At 72.4% G+C, this 14,690-nt stretch carries 16 protein-coding genes; 4 read left to right on the top strand and 12 right to left on the bottom strand.

What is annotated here, in order from left to right:
* Position 1 precedes the first annotated feature (1 nt).
* From ABD371_RS23925 to ABD371_RS23915, 3 genes are all read right to left on the bottom strand, one after another.
* The gene (locus tag ABD371_RS23925) at positions 2-334 is read right to left on the bottom strand and encodes a spectrin repeat-containing protein (RefSeq protein ID WP_344479984.1); all 333 of its coding nucleotides are present in this window, start codon (positions 332-334) and stop codon (positions 2-4) included.
* Positions 335-524: 190 nt separating this feature from the next.
* Positions 525-1,784 (bottom strand): pyroglutamyl-peptidase I, encoded by a 1,260-nt coding sequence (locus tag ABD371_RS23920; protein WP_344479982.1) that lies wholly within the window; start codon positions 1,782-1,784, stop codon positions 525-527.
* Between the two features lie 84 nt (positions 1,785-1,868).
* Entirely contained in the window at positions 1,869-2,795 is a 927-nt protein-coding gene (locus ABD371_RS23915) for an SGNH/GDSL hydrolase family protein (RefSeq protein ID WP_344479981.1), read from the bottom strand.
* Between the two features lie 266 nt (positions 2,796-3,061).
* Here ABD371_RS23915 and ABD371_RS23910 point away from each other — a divergent pair, with 266 nt between their 5' ends.
* On the top strand, positions 3,062-3,556 hold the full coding sequence (locus tag ABD371_RS23910) for a DUF3145 domain-containing protein (protein WP_344479979.1): 495 nt from the start codon (positions 3,062-3,064) through the stop codon (positions 3,554-3,556).
* A gap of 93 nt (positions 3,557-3,649) precedes the next feature.
* On the opposite strand, the gene fabF is transcribed toward ABD371_RS23910, so the two are convergent.
* The 5 genes from fabF to ABD371_RS23885 form a co-directional block, all read right to left on the bottom strand.
* Positions 3,650-4,912, bottom strand: coding sequence for a beta-ketoacyl-ACP synthase II (gene fabF, locus ABD371_RS23905; RefSeq protein ID WP_344479978.1), 1,263 nt, complete (start codon positions 4,910-4,912; stop codon positions 3,650-3,652).
* Positions 4,913-5,017: 105 nt separating this feature from the next.
* Positions 5,018-5,272: an acyl carrier protein gene (locus ABD371_RS23900; RefSeq protein WP_344479976.1), complete on the bottom strand. Its 255-nt coding sequence runs from the start codon at positions 5,270-5,272 to the stop codon at positions 5,018-5,020.
* A gap of 123 nt (positions 5,273-5,395) precedes the next feature.
* On the bottom strand, positions 5,396-6,397 hold the full coding sequence (locus tag ABD371_RS23895) for a ketoacyl-ACP synthase III (protein WP_344479975.1): 1,002 nt from the start codon (positions 6,395-6,397) through the stop codon (positions 5,396-5,398).
* Positions 6,398-6,414: 17 nt separating this feature from the next.
* Positions 6,415-7,341, bottom strand: a complete 927-nt coding sequence (locus tag ABD371_RS23890; protein ID WP_344479973.1) for an ACP S-malonyltransferase — start codon at positions 7,339-7,341, stop codon at positions 6,415-6,417.
* Positions 7,342-7,430: 89 nt separating this feature from the next.
* A complete protein-coding gene (locus tag ABD371_RS23885) occupies positions 7,431-8,615 on the bottom strand; it encodes a PucR family transcriptional regulator (RefSeq protein ID WP_190122032.1) in 1,185 nt (394 codons plus the stop codon).
* A 110-nt stretch (positions 8,616-8,725) separates the two neighbouring features.
* On the opposite strand from ABD371_RS23885, the gene ABD371_RS23880 reads away from it, so the two are divergent.
* Entirely contained in the window at positions 8,726-9,388 is a 663-nt protein-coding gene (locus ABD371_RS23880) for a pirin family protein (RefSeq protein WP_344479972.1), read from the top strand.
* Positions 9,389-9,407: 19 nt separating this feature from the next.
* Here ABD371_RS23880 and ABD371_RS23875 read toward each other — a convergent pair whose 3' ends face one another.
* Together ABD371_RS23875 and ABD371_RS23870 are read right to left on the bottom strand one after the other, a co-directional pair.
* Complete coding sequence (locus ABD371_RS23875; protein ID WP_344479970.1) at positions 9,408-10,220, bottom strand: serine hydrolase domain-containing protein; 813 nt, start codon at positions 10,218-10,220, stop codon at positions 9,408-9,410.
* Between the two features lie 46 nt (positions 10,221-10,266).
* The gene (locus ABD371_RS23870) at positions 10,267-10,731 is read right to left on the bottom strand and encodes a GNAT family N-acetyltransferase (protein WP_344479969.1); all 465 of its coding nucleotides are present in this window, start codon (positions 10,729-10,731) and stop codon (positions 10,267-10,269) included.
* A 113-nt stretch (positions 10,732-10,844) separates the two neighbouring features.
* On the opposite strand from ABD371_RS23870, the gene ABD371_RS23865 reads away from it, so the two are divergent.
* The gene (locus tag ABD371_RS23865; protein WP_344479967.1) at positions 10,845-11,273 is read left to right on the top strand and encodes a MerR family transcriptional regulator; all 429 of its coding nucleotides are present in this window, start codon (positions 10,845-10,847) and stop codon (positions 11,271-11,273) included.
* Positions 11,274-11,286: 13 nt separating this feature from the next.
* Entirely contained in the window at positions 11,287-12,297 is a 1,011-nt protein-coding gene (locus tag ABD371_RS23860; RefSeq protein ID WP_344479966.1) for an aldo/keto reductase, read from the top strand.
* Between the two features lie 4 nt (positions 12,298-12,301).
* Here ABD371_RS23860 and ABD371_RS23855 read toward each other — a convergent pair whose 3' ends face one another.
* Positions 12,302-13,510 carry an acyltransferase family protein gene (locus tag ABD371_RS23855; protein ID WP_344479964.1) on the bottom strand — a complete coding sequence of 403 codons (1,209 nt, stop codon included), beginning with the start codon at positions 13,508-13,510 and terminating at the stop codon, positions 12,302-12,304.
* Positions 13,507-14,553, bottom strand: a complete 1,047-nt coding sequence (locus ABD371_RS23850) for an alpha/beta hydrolase (RefSeq protein ID WP_344479963.1) — start codon at positions 14,551-14,553, stop codon at positions 13,507-13,509. The genes ABD371_RS23855 and ABD371_RS23850 overlap by 4 nt, the downstream gene beginning before the upstream one ends.
* Positions 14,554-14,690 lie beyond the last annotated feature (137 nt).

Genomic DNA, 14,690 nt, shown 5'->3' with positions numbered 1-14,690 from the left:
TCTACGCCACGTCGTCCACGGGATCCATGGGGTCCGCGGGGTCCTCGGGAGGCGTGGGCAGCCGCGCGCCCCGGCTCTGCGCGATGCGGTGGACATTGCGGAGCGCCTCGGTCAGCTGCTCCAGCGTCAGCCTCAGCTGATCCGGGGCGACACCGCCCTCCGCGAGCAGATCGTCGGCGTGGACGAGCAACTCGCCCGCCATGCCGAGCTGGACGTTCTCTATGGTGTCCGCGACCCGCGAGATGTAGCCCGTGCCGTCGCCGTCGAGATAACACGGCTTGCCCTCGGGACTCGACCACGGCAGCAGCCGTGCCTCATACGTTCCCCCGCCCATCACCGTGCTCCCTTCGAGACGCCTGCCGGCGTCCGTCGTTCGAGCCTGTGTGCTCGGCCGGTACGGGGGACCCTGGAGCCCCCCCCGTACCGCCGTGGCATCAGAACGCTACCCCTGGCCGACCCCCCGGCAATCATGATCGGCCCATGCGGTGATCACCGGTCGGGCCGCCGCTCCGGCCGCCGCCCGGTCACGACCCGGCCGACACCCGGATGATCTCCCGCACCTGGGCGATGATGTCCAGCCGGTTCCTCACGAAGACCGGGTCGGTGATCTCCGTGGTGTTCCCCGGCCCGAACTCCAGCACCGGGGTGTGCACATGGCCCCCGGGGACGTCCAGCCCGAGCCGGTCCCGCAGCAGCGTCGCCCGGTACGCGATCTCGTTCGAGAGATAGTTGCCGCCGCCGCCCTCACGGGCCGTCGAACCCGGCGTCGGACCGGCCGGGTTGGTCACGACCGCCGTGCCGCCCGCCGGGATCTCCTTGACCGAGGTGTTGTCGTAGACCGGGAAGCGGCCCGTGGCCGCGGCCAGGATCGCCGTGTGCGGCAGCGTCGAGGACGTCCACTGCGGCTGCGAGGCCGGATCGCCCACCGGCACCGTCTCCGTGCGCGAGACCGTCTCATTGTCCGGGAAACCGCCCCGCCAGGCCCCGTTCGTCCGCTCGATGTCGATCCGGCCCGGCCGCCCCTGGCTGACCGTGGTGAACAGATCGGCCTGCGGCAGCTGTCGGCGCAGCGTCCGCTCCACCGAGCCGTCCGCGAAGTCCTGCCAGCGGACCGGGAAGACCGCCGTCTCGATCCTGGCCGGGCCGTCCGCCGTACGGATCACGGTCCCGTCCAGCGCCAGCGCCGTCGCCCCCGACGGATTGCTGATCCGGACGTCCCGGTCCAGGGTGAACGGGTCGAAGCCCGTCATCACGATCCGCTTGATGTTCCGGTGGCCCTTGTGGCCGCCGTCGCGAGAGCCCTCGTGCATCGAGTCCTGGCCGCGCGAGGCGCGCTCCAGCCGGTCCAGCAGCCGGGCCCGCCGGTCCTCGCTCACCCCGAAGGCGGGCTGCCACTGGCGCAGCTCGCGGGTCATGCCCAGCCGCGCCCAGTACAGCGGTCGGTCGTCGTCCCGGCTCAGATCGCCCACCGAGGGCCCGCGCCCCTGCGCCCGGTCCACCGCGCGCTCCCACAGCGCCGAGCCGTGGCGTGCCACCGCCCGCTCCGCCTGCCGGTGGTTCCGCGCACCGCTCAGCGCGTCCGCGAACGCCGGAGCGACGGTGTCGAAACCGCTCCGCCGCAGGATCTCCCGGGGTACGGCCTGGTCGAGCCGCGCCTCCTCGACGGTGACGGCCGGAGCCGGTGCCCGGGACTCGCCCGCGGCCGAGGCGGGCAGCGGGGCGGTCAGGGTCAGCGGCAGCAGCAGAGTGCCGATCACGGCGACTCGGGCGCGTATCGGGGACATGGGGCGATCCTTCCGTCGGGGGGTGGCGGAAGTATCGCCCCATGATCATGTCCCTGGCTAGCTCAGGTCCCGCTGATCCGAGGGTCAGAGCGGCGGCCGGGCCGCCGTGATGTTCCGGTGGGCGATCTCGGCGAGCGTGCTCTGTCCGTCCTTGCTCGGATGGAACCAGTCCCAGCGGCTCAGCAGCTCTTCGGTGAAGTGGTGCTCGAAGACCGCGCCGCCGTCGTACCGGCAGCGCTCGTCCTTGGCGCAGACGTCCTTCAGCACCTTGTTGTACGCGACGACCCGGTCCTGGACCAGGGCCCGCCGGCGGTCGGCCTTGGGGCTCAGATCCCCCGCGTCGCCCAGCATGGTGGCGCAGATGCCCAGATCCCAGACCGCCCGGCCGAGCGCGTCGTCCCGTCCGGTGGACCAGAGCCGTTTGAGATTCGGCACGCTGGATACGTACACATGAGACTTGGGAGCCGCTCGCCGCAGCTCCCGCAGCGCATCCTGGAACGAGGTCCGGAAGTCCGCCACCGGTGTCATCAGCTCAGTCGAGTCGGCGCACGCGTCGTTCGCGCCGACCATCACCGTGACCAGATCGGGTTTTCTGGCCGCGGCCCTGCTCATCTGCCCGCCGAGATCGGCCATCTCGGCACCCGTCCGGGCGTAATTCCAGGCCCGCTCGGCGACGGCCGCCGGCTCGCCGATCAGCCGGCTCGCGAGGCTGCGCACCGTCTCGTCGGTGCCGGTGGCCCAGGAGGCCTCCGGGCAGTCGGAGAGCACCGCGCACGCGTCGAAGGCGCGGGTGATGGAGTCGCCGACGGCGGCGATGGTGTCCGGGCTGCGGTCCCAGGGCGGGGCCGGAGCCGGGGGCTTCTTGGCGGGCGCGCCATTGGCCCGGGAGTCGGACGACATGTCACATCCGGTGAGTACACCGGCCGTGAGCAGTGCGGCGGTGGTCAGTGCGACGGCGGTCCGCCGCGCCCCCGTCCGTCTGATGGCATGGGCTTGGCGCTTCTCGCGCATCCCCGTTCCCCTTCGAATCCGGCGCCCCCGAGGTCCTGCCGAGTGAAAGCTTGGTGCGTACGGCCCCAGGACCGACATTACGTCACCCCCCGGCCGCCTACGCACGGTAGCTTTTCCCCGTCGCCCCAGAGCATCGTGCCCAGACGCTCCGGTTGTTTCGGTAAATTACATCACGTCACATGCTGTCCCTTTTGTGGAGATTAACTCCTGATGCTGTTTACTGAGGCCGCTGGGAAGGCGATCCTCGTCCCACACTGGAGGTCCCGGTGACGACACGCGGCGTTCTGTACATCCACTCCGCACCGCGCGCGCTGTGCCCGCACGTCGAATGGGCGGTGGCGGGGGTGCTCGGGGTGCGGGTCCAGCTCGACTGGATCCGCCAGCCCGCCTCCCCGGGCACCTGGAGAGCGGAGTTCTCCTGGCAGGCCCGGGTGGGCACCGCGTCCAAACTCGCCTCGGCGCTGCGGGGCTGGCATCTGCTGCGCTTCGAGGTCACGGCCGAGCCCTGCGCCACGGCGGAGGGCGAGCGCTACAGCGCCACCCCCGAACTGGGCATCTTCCACGCCGTGACGGGGATGCACGGCGACATCCTGATCCCCGAGGACCGGCTGCGGGCCGCGCTGCTCCGGGCGGCCCGGGGCGAGACCGATCTCGCGGCGGAGATCGAGAAGCTGCTCGGCAAGCCGTGGGACGACGAGCTGGAGACCTTCCGTCACGCGGGCGAGGGCGCGCCGGTCCGCTGGCTCCACCAGGTGGTCTGACCCCGCCCGCACAGGAACGACAGGGCCCGCACCCCCATCGGGGATGCGGGCCTCAGCTGTCCGCGCGTATCAGTGGACGGATCGGACGGCCGGTCAGACGGTACGGAACGCGAGAACCACGTTGTGGCCGCCGAACCCGAACGAGTTGTTGATCGCCGCGATCGTGCCCTGCGGCAGCGGCCTCGGCTCGCCGCGCACGATGTCGGCGTCGACCTCCTCGTCCAGCTCGTCCACATTGATCGTCGGAGGCGCGAGCCGGTGGTACAGCGCGAGGACCGTCGCGACGGTCTCGATGCCGCCCGCGCCGCCGAGCAGATGGCCCGTCATCGACTTGGTCGCGGAGACCGCGACATGGTCGAGGTCCTCGCCGAGCACCTGACGCAGCGCCTTGATCTCGGCGATGTCGCCCAGCGGCGTCGAGGTGGCGTGCGCGTTGAGGTGCGCGACCTGGTCCGGCTTGAGGTCCGTGGTCTCCAGCAGATGGCGCATCGCCGCCGCGATGCCCCGGCCGCCGGGCTCCGGCTGCGCGATGTGGTGGCTGTCCGCGGAGAGACCCTGCCCCAGCACCTCGCAGTAGACCCGCGCACCGCGCCGGGCCGCGAACTCGGCCGACTCCAGGACGACGACGCCCGCGCCCTCGCCGAGCACGAAGCCGTCCCGCCCCTTGTCGTAGGGGCGCGAGGCCTTCTCGGGCTCCTCGTTGTTCTTGGACATCGCCATCATGTTGGCGAAGGCCGCCACCGGCAGCGGGTGGATGGCCGCCTCGGTGCCGCCGGCGATCACCACATCGGCCCGGCCGTTGCGGATCATCTCCACGGCGTAGCCGATGGCCTCGGCGCCCGAGGCGCACGCGGACACCATGGCGTGCACGCCCGCCTGGGCGTTCACCTCCAGGCCCACATTGGCCGAGGGGCCGTTCGGCATGAGCATGGGCACGGTGTGGGGGGAGACCCGCCGCGAGCCCTTCTCCTTCAGTACGTCGTACTGGTCGAGCAGAGTCGTCACACCGCCGATGCCCGACGCGATCACCGCGCCGAGCCGCGCCGGCTCGATCTTCTCGTCCTCGCCGGCCGGAGCGGTGTAACCCGCGTCGGCCCACGCCTCCCGGGCCGCGATCAGCGCGAACTGCGCCGAGCGGTCCAGCTTGCGGGCGAGCGGACGGGGCAGAACCTCGCTCGGGTCGACCGCCGCACGCGCGGCGATCTTGACCGGGAGGTCGGCGAAGCGCTCGTCGTCCAGGAGCTTGACTCCGGAGCGTCCGGCGAGCATGCCTTCCCAGGTCGATGCGCTGTCGCCACCCAACGGTGTGGTTGCGCCGATACCGGTGACGACCACGATGCGATTGGTCGAGTCCACAGGAATTCATTCTCCACGTGTAGGGGGTGCTGAATGTGCACGACGCCACCGGAAGGTGGCGACAAGCGCGCCTGAGAGGTCAGGCCGTGCCGGGAACCGGACCGGCTACTTGGCGACCTGGTTCTTGGCGATGTACGCCGCGGCGTCGCCGACGGTCTTCAGGTTCTTGACGTCGTCGTCCGGGATCTTGACGTCGAAGCGCTCTTCGGCGGCGACGACGACCTCGACCATGGACAGCGAGTCGACATCCAGGTCATCGGTGAAGGACTTGTCCAGCTCAACGTCCTCGACCGGGATGCCGGCGATCTCGTTGACGATCTCGGCGAGACCGGAAACGATCTCTTCCTGCGTGGCGGCCATAGTGGCGCTCCTTCGATTCTGTAACAGAGAGTGAGGCGTCCGGAGGATCCGGCAGCCACTCCGGGGTAAACCGGAACGGAATCCGCTCGGGAGCGGGAGACCGGCCCGGAAGATCCGGTTCGACTAGGGGAGGGTAACGACCGTTGCCGCGTAGACGAGACCCGCCCCGAAGCCGATGACGAGCGCCGTGTCGCCGCTCTTGGCCTGCCCGGTCGCCAGGAGCCGCTCCATCGCGAGCGGGATCGAGGCGGCCGAGGTGTTGCCGGTGGTCTCCACATCACGGGCGACCGTGACATGCTCCGGCAGCTTCAGAGTCTTCACCATCGAGTCGATGATCCGCATATTGGCCTGGTGCGGAATGAAGACATCCAGGTCGTCCGCGCTGATTCCGGCCGCGTCCAGCGCCTGCTGGGCGACCTTCGCCATCTCGAACACGGCCCAGCGGAAGACCGCCTGGCCCTCCTGCGTAATGGCGGGGAACCGGTCGACGGTGCCGTCGCGGTACTCGGTCCACGCCACGGTCTGCATGATCGTGTCGGACTTGTCGCCCTCCGAGCCCCAGACCGTCGGGCCGATCATCGGCTCGCTCGCGGGACCCACGACGACCGCGCCCGCGCCGTCGCCGAAGAGGAAGGCCGTCGCCCGGTCCTCCAGATCGGTCAGATCGCTCAGCCGCTCCACGCCGATGACCAGGACGTACTCCGCCGAGCCATCGGTGACCATGCCCTTGGCCAGGGTCAGCGCGTAGCCGAAGCCCGCGCATCCCGCCGAGACGTCGAACGCGGCCGGCTTGATCGCGCCGATCTTGTCCGCGATCTCGGTGGCCACCGCGGGGGTCTGCTTGAAGTGCGAGACCGTGGCGACGATGACGCCGCCGATCTGCTGAGGGGTCACACCGGCGTCGGCGATCGCCTTGCCCGCCGCCTCCACGGACATCGCGCTCACGGTCTCCTCCTCGGAGGCCCAGTGGCGGGTGGCGATGCCGGAGCGGGACCGGATCCATTCGTCGGAGGAGTCGATCGTTTCGAGGATCACCTCGTTCGGCACGACCCGGACGGGACGGTAGCCGCCCACACCCATGATCCGTGCGTACGGAGCGCCCTTGCTGGGCTTGATCTTCGCCATCTCTACGGCTCTCCTTGTCAGGCTGCGTCGGCGGCTGAGTGCTCGGCGACGAGCGCCCGCGCCGCGTCGAGATTCTCCGGGGTCTTCAGCGCCAGCGTGGCCACACCGGGCAGCGCGCGCTTGGCGATTCCGGTGAGCGTGCCACCGGGGCAGACCTCCAGCAGCGCGGTGACGCCGTGTGCCGCGAACGTCTCCATGCACAGGTCCCAGCGCACCGGGTTGGCCACCTGGCCGACCAGCCGCGCGACGACCTCGGCGCCGGAGGAGACGACCGCGCCGTCCTTGTTGGAGATGTACGGCACGACCGGGTCGGCGACCGTGAGCTGTGCCGCACGCGCCTGAAGGGCGGCCACGGCCGGTGCCATGTGGTGCGTGTGGAACGCGCCGGCCACCTTCAGCGGGACGACCCGGCGTACGCCCTGGGGCTTGTCCTCGGCCAGGGCGGCCAGCTGCCCGGCGGTTCCCGCCGCCACGATCTGGCCCGCGCCGTTCACATTGGCCGCGGTCAGACCGAGCCCTTCGAGATGCGCGACGACCTGCTCGGTCTCACCGCCCAGCAGGGCGGCCATGCCCGTCTCGGAGACGGCGGCGGCCTCGGCCATCGCCAGACCGCGGGCCCGGACGAAGCCGAGCGCGGACACCTCGTCCAGCACGCCCGCGAGGACGGCGGCGGTGATCTCTCCGACACTGTGCCCCGCGACGGCGGCCGGGGACAGCTCGCCGAACTCGGCGGCGGCCAGCAGACCGGCCGCGACCAGCAGCGGCTGGGCCACGGCGGTGTCACGGATCTCGTCCGCGTCGGCCTTGGTGCCGTAGTGGACGAGGTCGAGATCGATGGCGTCCGACCAGGCCTTGACACGGTCGGCCGCGCCGGGCAGGTCGAGCCAGGGAGTCAGGAAGCCGGGCGTCTGAGCGCCTTGGCCGGGAGCGACGAGTACGAGCACTCTCACACTCTCTCTTGTGTACGGCCTCGGCCGCCCGTGAGGACAGGGACGAAGAACCGTCAGGGGAATTGTTGGTGTCCCACAAAAGTCTAGGTCTGTGAATCTCCGTCGGCCAAGCGTCCGAGGATGAGCGCGATTCGCAGAGTGAACGCGGAGCGTACATCGGAAGGTGACCATCCGGTGACGTCTGTCACACGTCGTAGCCGGTAGCGCACCGTGTTGGGGTGAACAAACAACATTCGTGCCGCGCCTTCGAGGCTGCTCGCCTGTTCCAGATAGACACTGAGGGTTTCCAGCAGCGCCGATCCGGCTTCCTCCAGCGGTCTGTAGATCTCCTCCACCAGCTGCTCGCGCGCCGCCGGGTCGGCGGCGATCGCCCGCTCCGGCAGGAGGTCGTCCGCCAGGACCGGTCGCGGAGCATCCTGCCACGCGGAACAGGCCTTCAGCCCGGCCGCCGCCGCCTGTGCCGATTTGGTGGCGGCCAACAGATCGGGCACCACGGGCCCCGCGACCACCGGACCCGCCGCATACGGGCCGATCAGAGCCTTGGCGACCTGGAGCGGGCTGTCGCTGCCGCCCGCGATGACGACCAGCCGGTCGCCCAGCACCCCGGTCAGCACCTGGAGCTTGGCGTGCCGGGCGGCCCGGCGGATCGCCTCGACCGTCAGCTCGCTGTCGCCGTCCGGCGCGGTGCCGAGGATGACGCTGACATTGTCGGGGGAGTTCCAGCCCAGGGCGGCGGCCCGGGAGATCGCGCCCTCGTCGGCCTCGCCGGAGAGCACGGCGTTCACCACCAGCGACTCCAGCCGGGCGTCCCAGGCCCCGCGCGCCTCGGCGGCCTGCGCGTACACCTGCGCGGTCGCGAAGGCGATCTCCCGGGCGTAGACGAGCAGCGCCTCCCGCAGCACCGACTCGTCGCCCGGGGCGGCGACCTCGTCGATGGCCGTCTCCATCACCTCGATGGTGGTGCGCACCATCTCCACCGTCTGGCGCAGGGTGATCGCCCGGGTCAGCTCGCGCGGAGCCGTGCCGAAGACATCGGTGGAGATCGCCTGCGGGGTGTCCGGATGCCGGAACCACTCGGTGAACGCGGCGATGCCGGCCTGGGCGACCAGACCGATCCACGACCGGTTCTCCGGTGGCATCGCCCGGTACCAGGGCAGCGTCTCGTCCATGCGCGCGATGGCATTGGCGGCGAGCCTTCCGGAGGACTGCTCCAGGCGGCGCAGCGTCGCGGAATGCGGGTGGGCGTCGTTCGTTGCGGGTTCGGGCACGGGGACAAGAGTGCCTTATCCGGACGGTGGAGCTAAGTGCCGGTCCCCGGAGCGTACGGCGGACGGGGCCGGAGGCGGGGCCGTCGCGGGCGCTGGCCTACGGTGGGGGAGTGATTGACGTACGCCGCTCGGCGGACCGCTACCGGGGCGGGGAACCGGACTCGGGCATCGACACCCGGCACGCCTTCTCCTTCGGGCCCCACTACGACCCCGACAACCTCCGTTTCGGCGCGCTCATCGCCTGCAACGAGGAACGCCTCGCCCCCGGCGCGGGCTTCGCCGAACACCCGCACAGCCACACCGAGATCGTCACCTGGGTGGCCGAGGGCGAACTCACCCACCGCGACTCGGCGGGCCACGCCACCGTCGTACGCCCCGGGGACCTCCAGCGCCTCGGCTCGGCCTCCGGCGTCCGCCACGAGGAGCGCAACGACGGCCGGGAACCGCTGGTCTTCGTCCAGATGTGGCTGGTCCCGCCGGAGCCCGGCGGGGAGCCCTCGTACGAAGTGGTGCGCGGCCCCGGCGACGGCTCGGCCTACCGGCTGCCGGGCACGGGGGCGCTGCTCCATGTGCTCCGCCCGGCGGCGGGGGAGCGGGTCGCGCTGCCCGCCGCGCCCGCCGTCTACGTCCATGTGGTCCGCGGTGAAGCGCGTCTGGCCGGGGAGGACTTGGCGCCCGGGGACTCGGCGCGGATCACCGGCGGCGAGGCCCCGGAGCTGACCGGGTCCGGTCCGGGCCCGGCCGAGGTCCTGGTCTGGGAGATGCGGGGCTGACGGCCCCGCCCGGCCCGGGTCAGCGCAGTTCGGCCAGGACCGCGTCCGTGAACGGGGGCCAGGCCTCGATCGCCCAGGGCCCGAAGGGCCGGTCGGTCAGCGCCACACAGGCCGCCCCCGCGTCCGGGTCGATCCACAGGAAGGTGCCCGACTGGCCGAAGTGCCCGAAGGTGCGCGGCGAGGACGTGCTCCCCGTCCAGTGCGGGGACTTGCCGTCCCGGATCTCGAAGCCCAGCCCCCAGTCGTTCGGCCGCTGCCGCCCGTAGCCGGGGAGCAGCCCGTCCAGACCCGGGTGGACGACGGTCATCGCCTCCAGGACGGTACGGGGGTCGAGCAGCCGGGGCGTCTGCACCTCCGCCGCGAACCGGACCAGGTCCGCCACGGTCGACACCCCGTCCTTGGCGGCCGAGCCCCGCAGCGTCGTGGACGTCATGCCCAGCGGGTCCAGCACCGCCTGGCGCAGATACTCCTCGAAGGGGATGTCCGTCGCCTTCGCGATGTGGTCGGCGAGCGCCTCGAACCCGGCGTTGGAGTAGGTCCGCCGGGCCCCGGGGGCCGAGGCCGCCCGGTGCTCGTCGTACGCCAGCCCCGAGGTGTGCGCGAGCAGATGACGGACCGTGGACCCCTCGGGCCCGGCCGGCTCGTCCAGCTCGACCGCGCCCTCCTCGTACGCGACGAGCGCCGCGTACGCCGTCAGCGGCTTGGTCACCGAGGCGAGCGGGAACCGGTGCCCGAGGGGCCCGTGCGAGCCGGCGAGGGTGCCGTCCGCTCGTACGACGGCGGTCGCCGCGGTGGGCACGGGCCAGTTCTCGATCATCGCCAGGCTCTCCATGCGTACGAGCCTAAAGCCTGCCGCCCGACCCGCTGCTACGAGGGCCTCAGAGGACGAGCCGCATCGCCGGGTCGGGGGTGCGGACGAAGCCCAGGGAGGCGTAGAGCGGCTCGGCCTCGGGCGAGGCCCGCAGATTGACCTGGCTGACGCCCCGCTCGCGGAACCAGCCGAGGAGCCCCTCCACACAGGCGCGGGAGTGGCCCCGGCGGCGCATGTCGGGGTCGGTGGCGACACTGAAGAGATACCCGCCGACGCCGTGCGGATTCCCGGGGCCGCCGATCCGGTAGCCCACGCTCCCGATCGCGCAGGCCGCGAGCCCGCCGCCGGGGCGGTCCACGACGTACGCGCCCAGCTCGTCGGGGCGCTCGGCGAGTCTGGCCCGCAGGGTGGGCACGGCGAGCGGCTGCCAGTCGGTGTCGGTCCCCTTCCCCCAGTAGGAGTCGAGCATCACCTGTCGCAGGCGGATCAGTTCTTCGGCGTCTTCGGGCGTCGCGAGGCGTGCGTGGCTCATGGGGCGCACGCTAGAACAGGGACGGTGGAACCGGCCATCGGTTTCCGCCGTATTCCGCCGGACCCGCGCTTCCGCTTGCTTCGAGCGCACTCCAAGGTTTTAGCGTTGGCGGCATGACGCTGACCGAGAGCAGTAGCCGTGCGCTCCCTCGCCCGGAAGGGCAGGACCGCTACACGATCAGCGAGGTCGCCGCCCACACCGGGCTCAGCGCGCACACCCTGCGCTGGTACGAGCGGATCGGGCTGATGCCCCATGTGGACAGGTCGCACACCGGGCAGCGGCGCTTCACCAACCGCGACCTGGACTGGCTGGCCTTCGTCGGCAAGCTGCGGCTGACCGGGATGCCGGTCGCGGACATGGTCCGCTTCGCCGAGCTGACCCGTGAGGGCCGGCACACCATCGGCGCGCGGCGCGAGCTGCTCGTGCGGACCCGGGGCGATGTGCTCAGCCGCATCGCCGAGCTGCACGACACCCTCGCGGTGCTCGACCACAAGATCGAGGTCTATTCGGACGCGATGCAGACATCGCCCGACGAGGAATAGGAGCGGACATCCGATGAGCGAGGACACGATCGCCCGGGCACGACTGGGCACGGACGGACCCCTGGTCGGGGTGCAGGGCCTGGGCTGCATGGGCATGAGCGAGTTCTACGGGCACACCGACGAGTCCGCCGCCCGCGAGACCCTCGAAGCGGCGCTCGACGCCGGAGTCACCCTCTTCGACACGGCGGACATGTACGGGCGCGGGGCCAACGAGGAGTTCCTCGCCCCCTTCCTCGGCGCGCACCGCGACCGGATCACCATCGCCACCAAATTCGCCATCGCCCGCGGTGAGGACGACCAGTTCCGAGGCGTGCGCAATGACCCCGCGTACATCCGCCAGGCCGTGGAGGGCAGCCTCCGGCGGCTGAAGACCGAGGTCATCGACCTCTACTACATGCACCGCCGCGACCCGGCCGTGCCGCTCGCCGAATCGGTCGGCGCGATGGCCGAGCTGGTACGGCGCGGTCTGGTGCGGCAGCTGGGCCTCAGCGAGGTCACCGGGGCCGAGCTGCGCGAGGCGCACGCCGTGCACCCCATCGCCGCCCTCCAGTCGGAGTGGTCGCTCTTCAGCCGGGACGTGGAGCGGAGCGCGGTCGGCGCGGCGGCGGAGCTGGGAGTGGCCTTCGTGCCGTACTCGCCGCTCGGGCGCGGCTTTCTGACCGGCTCGTTCCGCGCGGGCGCGGTCTCCGACGGCGACTTCCGCGCCGATCTGCCGCGCTTCTCCGGGGCGAACGCCGAGACCAACGAGGCGCTCCTCGAACCCGTCCGCCGGATCGCGAAGGCCCACGGCGCGACCCTCGCCCAGGTGGCGCTCGCCTGGGTGCAGCAGCGCGCCGAGGTCCACGGCCTGGTGGCCGTGGTGCCGATCCCGGGCACCCGTAAGCCCGAGCGCCTCCGCGAGAACGTGGCGGCGACCCGGCTGACGCTCTCCCCGGCGGAGCTGGCGCTGCTGGAGCCGATCGCCGGGCAGGTGGCGGGGGAGCGCTATCCGGACATGTCCTCGACCTCGGCGGCCCGCGAGTAAGGGGTCACCCCAGGGCGAAGACGGCGAACCCCGCCGCCAGCACCCCCGCCGCCGTGCGCCGGGCGGCGGCCGTTCCCGTACCGCTCGGCCACGGGGCCTCCAGCACCCGCGCGTACCGGCCCATGGCCACCAGCAGGACGGCGAAGACCGGCAGCCACGCCGCGCGGGCCGCGAGCCAGCCCAGGGTGTCGGGCGCGGTGGTGAGGCCGGGCACCGCGCCCACCTGGGCGGCGGGAACGGCCGCCGCGAGCATCGCCGTCTGGTGCCAGCACAGGATGGTCATCGCGGAGAGATTGACGACCACGACCGGGGCCCAGAGCGCGGGCCCGGCCAGCAGCCGCGCGATCCTGTCGCGCAGCAGGATCGCCGCGCCGCTCTGCGCGGCGGCGAGGGCGAGGACCAGCAGCGAGGGCGGATGGGAGTTGGTGCGCTCCGCACCCGGCACCCCCACCATGGACGCCGGGTAGCCGAACACCGCCAGCAGCAGCGCGAACAGCGCGATCCCCCCGGCGAGCAGCGCCCGGGCGTGCCGCGCGGTGACCCGGCCGACGCCCCAGGCGACGCCCAGCTGATAGGCGAAGAGCCAGCCGGGCAGGATGTTCAGCAGACTCAGCCAGGACGGCACGGCATCGGCGTACGGCCCGTACCGCAGCAGATCCACGACGGCGACCGAGCCGAGCAGCGGGGCCGCCGACCACACGCCGAACCGGGCGGCGGCGCGTACGCAGTACGGGGTGAGCGCGGTGATCACCGCGTAGACGCCGACGAACCACAGCGGCTGGACGACCAGGGTCGACCCGGTGCGCAGGGTGGTGACCGGCACCCCGAGCCCGTACAGCGCGAGCGCCAGCACCGCCCACACGGCGGCCACGCCGAGCACCGGACGGCCCAGCCGGGCGACGCGCCGGCGCAGCCACTGCCCGGTGGGGCCGTCGTGCCGCCGGTGGGAGAGGGCCGAGGCGTACCCGCCGACCAGGAAGAAGACGCCCAGCATCTGGAGCACCCAGCTGACGGGCGCGAAGAAGCCGAAGGAGGCGAGCGGACTGGCGTTGCGGAGCGCGCCGTCCGCGCCGAGGGGGAGCCCGCCGAGCAGCCAGTGCCCGAGGGGCACGGCGAGCAGGGCGAGGGCGCGCAGCCCGTCGATCGCGCGGTCGCGGTGGGCGGGGGTCCGCGCCTCGATCCGGGCGGCGGCCCTGGCGTACGCGCTCCTCATCGCACCTCACCGGTCCGTCCCCGCGCGATGGCGGCGAAGGCGGCCAGCGAGTCGGTGCCGGGGGCGAAGTAGCCGGTGTGCCCCTCGGCCCGCTCGGCCGGGACGCGCCGTGCGCCGAAGCCGGGCTCGGCGGGGTCGCGGCCGTGGCCGAGCCCGAAGAGCCGTACGCCCGGCACCTTGGATATCCAGTCCGACGCGTTCTTGGCGACCCAGACCCGGGCCCCGGTCTCCAGCCCGGCGACGGAGTCGGCACGCATCCCGGGGGAGCCGAGGGCGACGATGTCCGAGGCCCCGGCCCCCTTCGCGGCGAGCCCGCAGACGACCGAGCCGTAGCTGTGGCAGAACAGGCTCGGCCGCGGGGCCCCGACCGCCCGGAGCCCCTTCGTGAACCGGACCAGCCGCGCCGCCCCGGCCTCGGCCAGCTCCCCGGACGCGGCGTCCGGACCGATGCCGACGGGGGTGGTGTAACCGGTCCACGCGATGACGGCGGTCCGGTCACCGGTGGCGGCACGCAGCGCCCGGGCCATTCCGGCGGGGGTGCCGTACGGGTCCCTCGCCCGGTCGAAGCGGGCGGCGTCCATGTCCGCCCCGGGCACCACCACGGCCACGCTCCCGGCGCGCTCCAGATCCCCGTACACCTCGGCGACCTGTCCGCGCCCCCGGGGGTCGAAGGCGAGGATCCGCCGGCCGGGGGCGGCGAGCCGGGCGTGCCCAGTGCCTCGCACCGCCCGGGCGTTGGCCTCGTACCGCAGCTTCACGGGCACCCCGTCGAGATTGCCCACCACCAGCGGATGCCGCCGGAGCAGATACTCCCGCTCCGTCTCGCTCAGCCCGGCGAAGAACTCCGTGACCCGCTCCGGTGGCGCGCTCCCGGCGTCCGGCAGCTCCCGCCCGAGCCCCCGGTCCCGCTCCCACGCCCCGGCCCCCGGCGGCGGCCCGGTCACCGCCGACTCCCCGCTCCCCGACGCCCACCCCACGCTCCCGCCCACCACCGTGACCGCGAGCGCGAGCGCCGCGAGCGTCCTCCTCCTGCGACGGCGCATGGTCCCCGCCCCTTTCCTCCCGTACCGGTGTGACGGGGGGAAAGTAGGAGGCGGACAGGTGAGGGGGCGTCACCCCGGGGAGCCATCTCCCGGGTACTACCGGGGTACGGGGGGTGCCGCCGGGGCTCTCGGCCCTT

Origin of the sequence: Streptomyces amakusaensis (genome assembly GCF_039532665.1) — a bacterium.
Lineage (GTDB): Bacteria > Actinomycetota > Actinomycetes > Streptomycetales > Streptomycetaceae > Streptomyces > Streptomyces amakusaensis.
Note: the sequence above shows the minus strand (reverse complement) of the source record. Positions and strands in the feature narration are given on the sequence as shown.

Bases quoted from the DNA above. Each gene is read 5' to 3' on its own strand.
- ABD371_RS23860 (WP_344479966.1), top strand. From the start codon at position 11,287: ATGAGCGAGGACACGATCGCCCGGGCACGACTGGGCACGGACGGACCC.
- ABD371_RS23855 (WP_344479964.1), bottom strand. From the start codon at position 13,510: ATGAGGAGCGCGTACGCCAGGGCCGCCGCCCGGATCGAGGCGCGGACC.
- ABD371_RS23850 (WP_344479963.1), bottom strand. From the start codon at position 14,553: ATGCGCCGTCGCAGGAGGAGGACGCTCGCGGCGCTCGCGCTCGCGGTC.
- ABD371_RS23915 (WP_344479981.1), bottom strand. From the start codon at position 2,795: ATGCGCGAGAAGCGCCAAGCCCATGCCATCAGACGGACGGGGGCGCGG.
- ABD371_RS23870 (WP_344479969.1), bottom strand. From the start codon at position 10,731: ATGAGCCACGCACGCCTCGCGACGCCCGAAGACGCCGAAGAACTGATC.
- ABD371_RS23865 (WP_344479967.1), top strand. From the start codon at position 10,845: ATGACGCTGACCGAGAGCAGTAGCCGTGCGCTCCCTCGCCCGGAAGGG.
- ABD371_RS23925 (WP_344479984.1), bottom strand. From the start codon at position 334: ATGGGCGGGGGAACGTATGAGGCACGGCTGCTGCCGTGGTCGAGTCCC.
- ABD371_RS23875 (WP_344479970.1), bottom strand. From the start codon at position 10,220: ATGGAGAGCCTGGCGATGATCGAGAACTGGCCCGTGCCCACCGCGGCG.
- ABD371_RS23920 (WP_344479982.1), bottom strand. From the start codon at position 1,784: ATGTCCCCGATACGCGCCCGAGTCGCCGTGATCGGCACTCTGCTGCTG.
- ABD371_RS23895 (WP_344479975.1), bottom strand. From the start codon at position 6,397: ATGGCGAAGATCAAGCCCAGCAAGGGCGCTCCGTACGCACGGATCATG.
- ABD371_RS23900 (WP_344479976.1), bottom strand. From the start codon at position 5,272: ATGGCCGCCACGCAGGAAGAGATCGTTTCCGGTCTCGCCGAGATCGTC.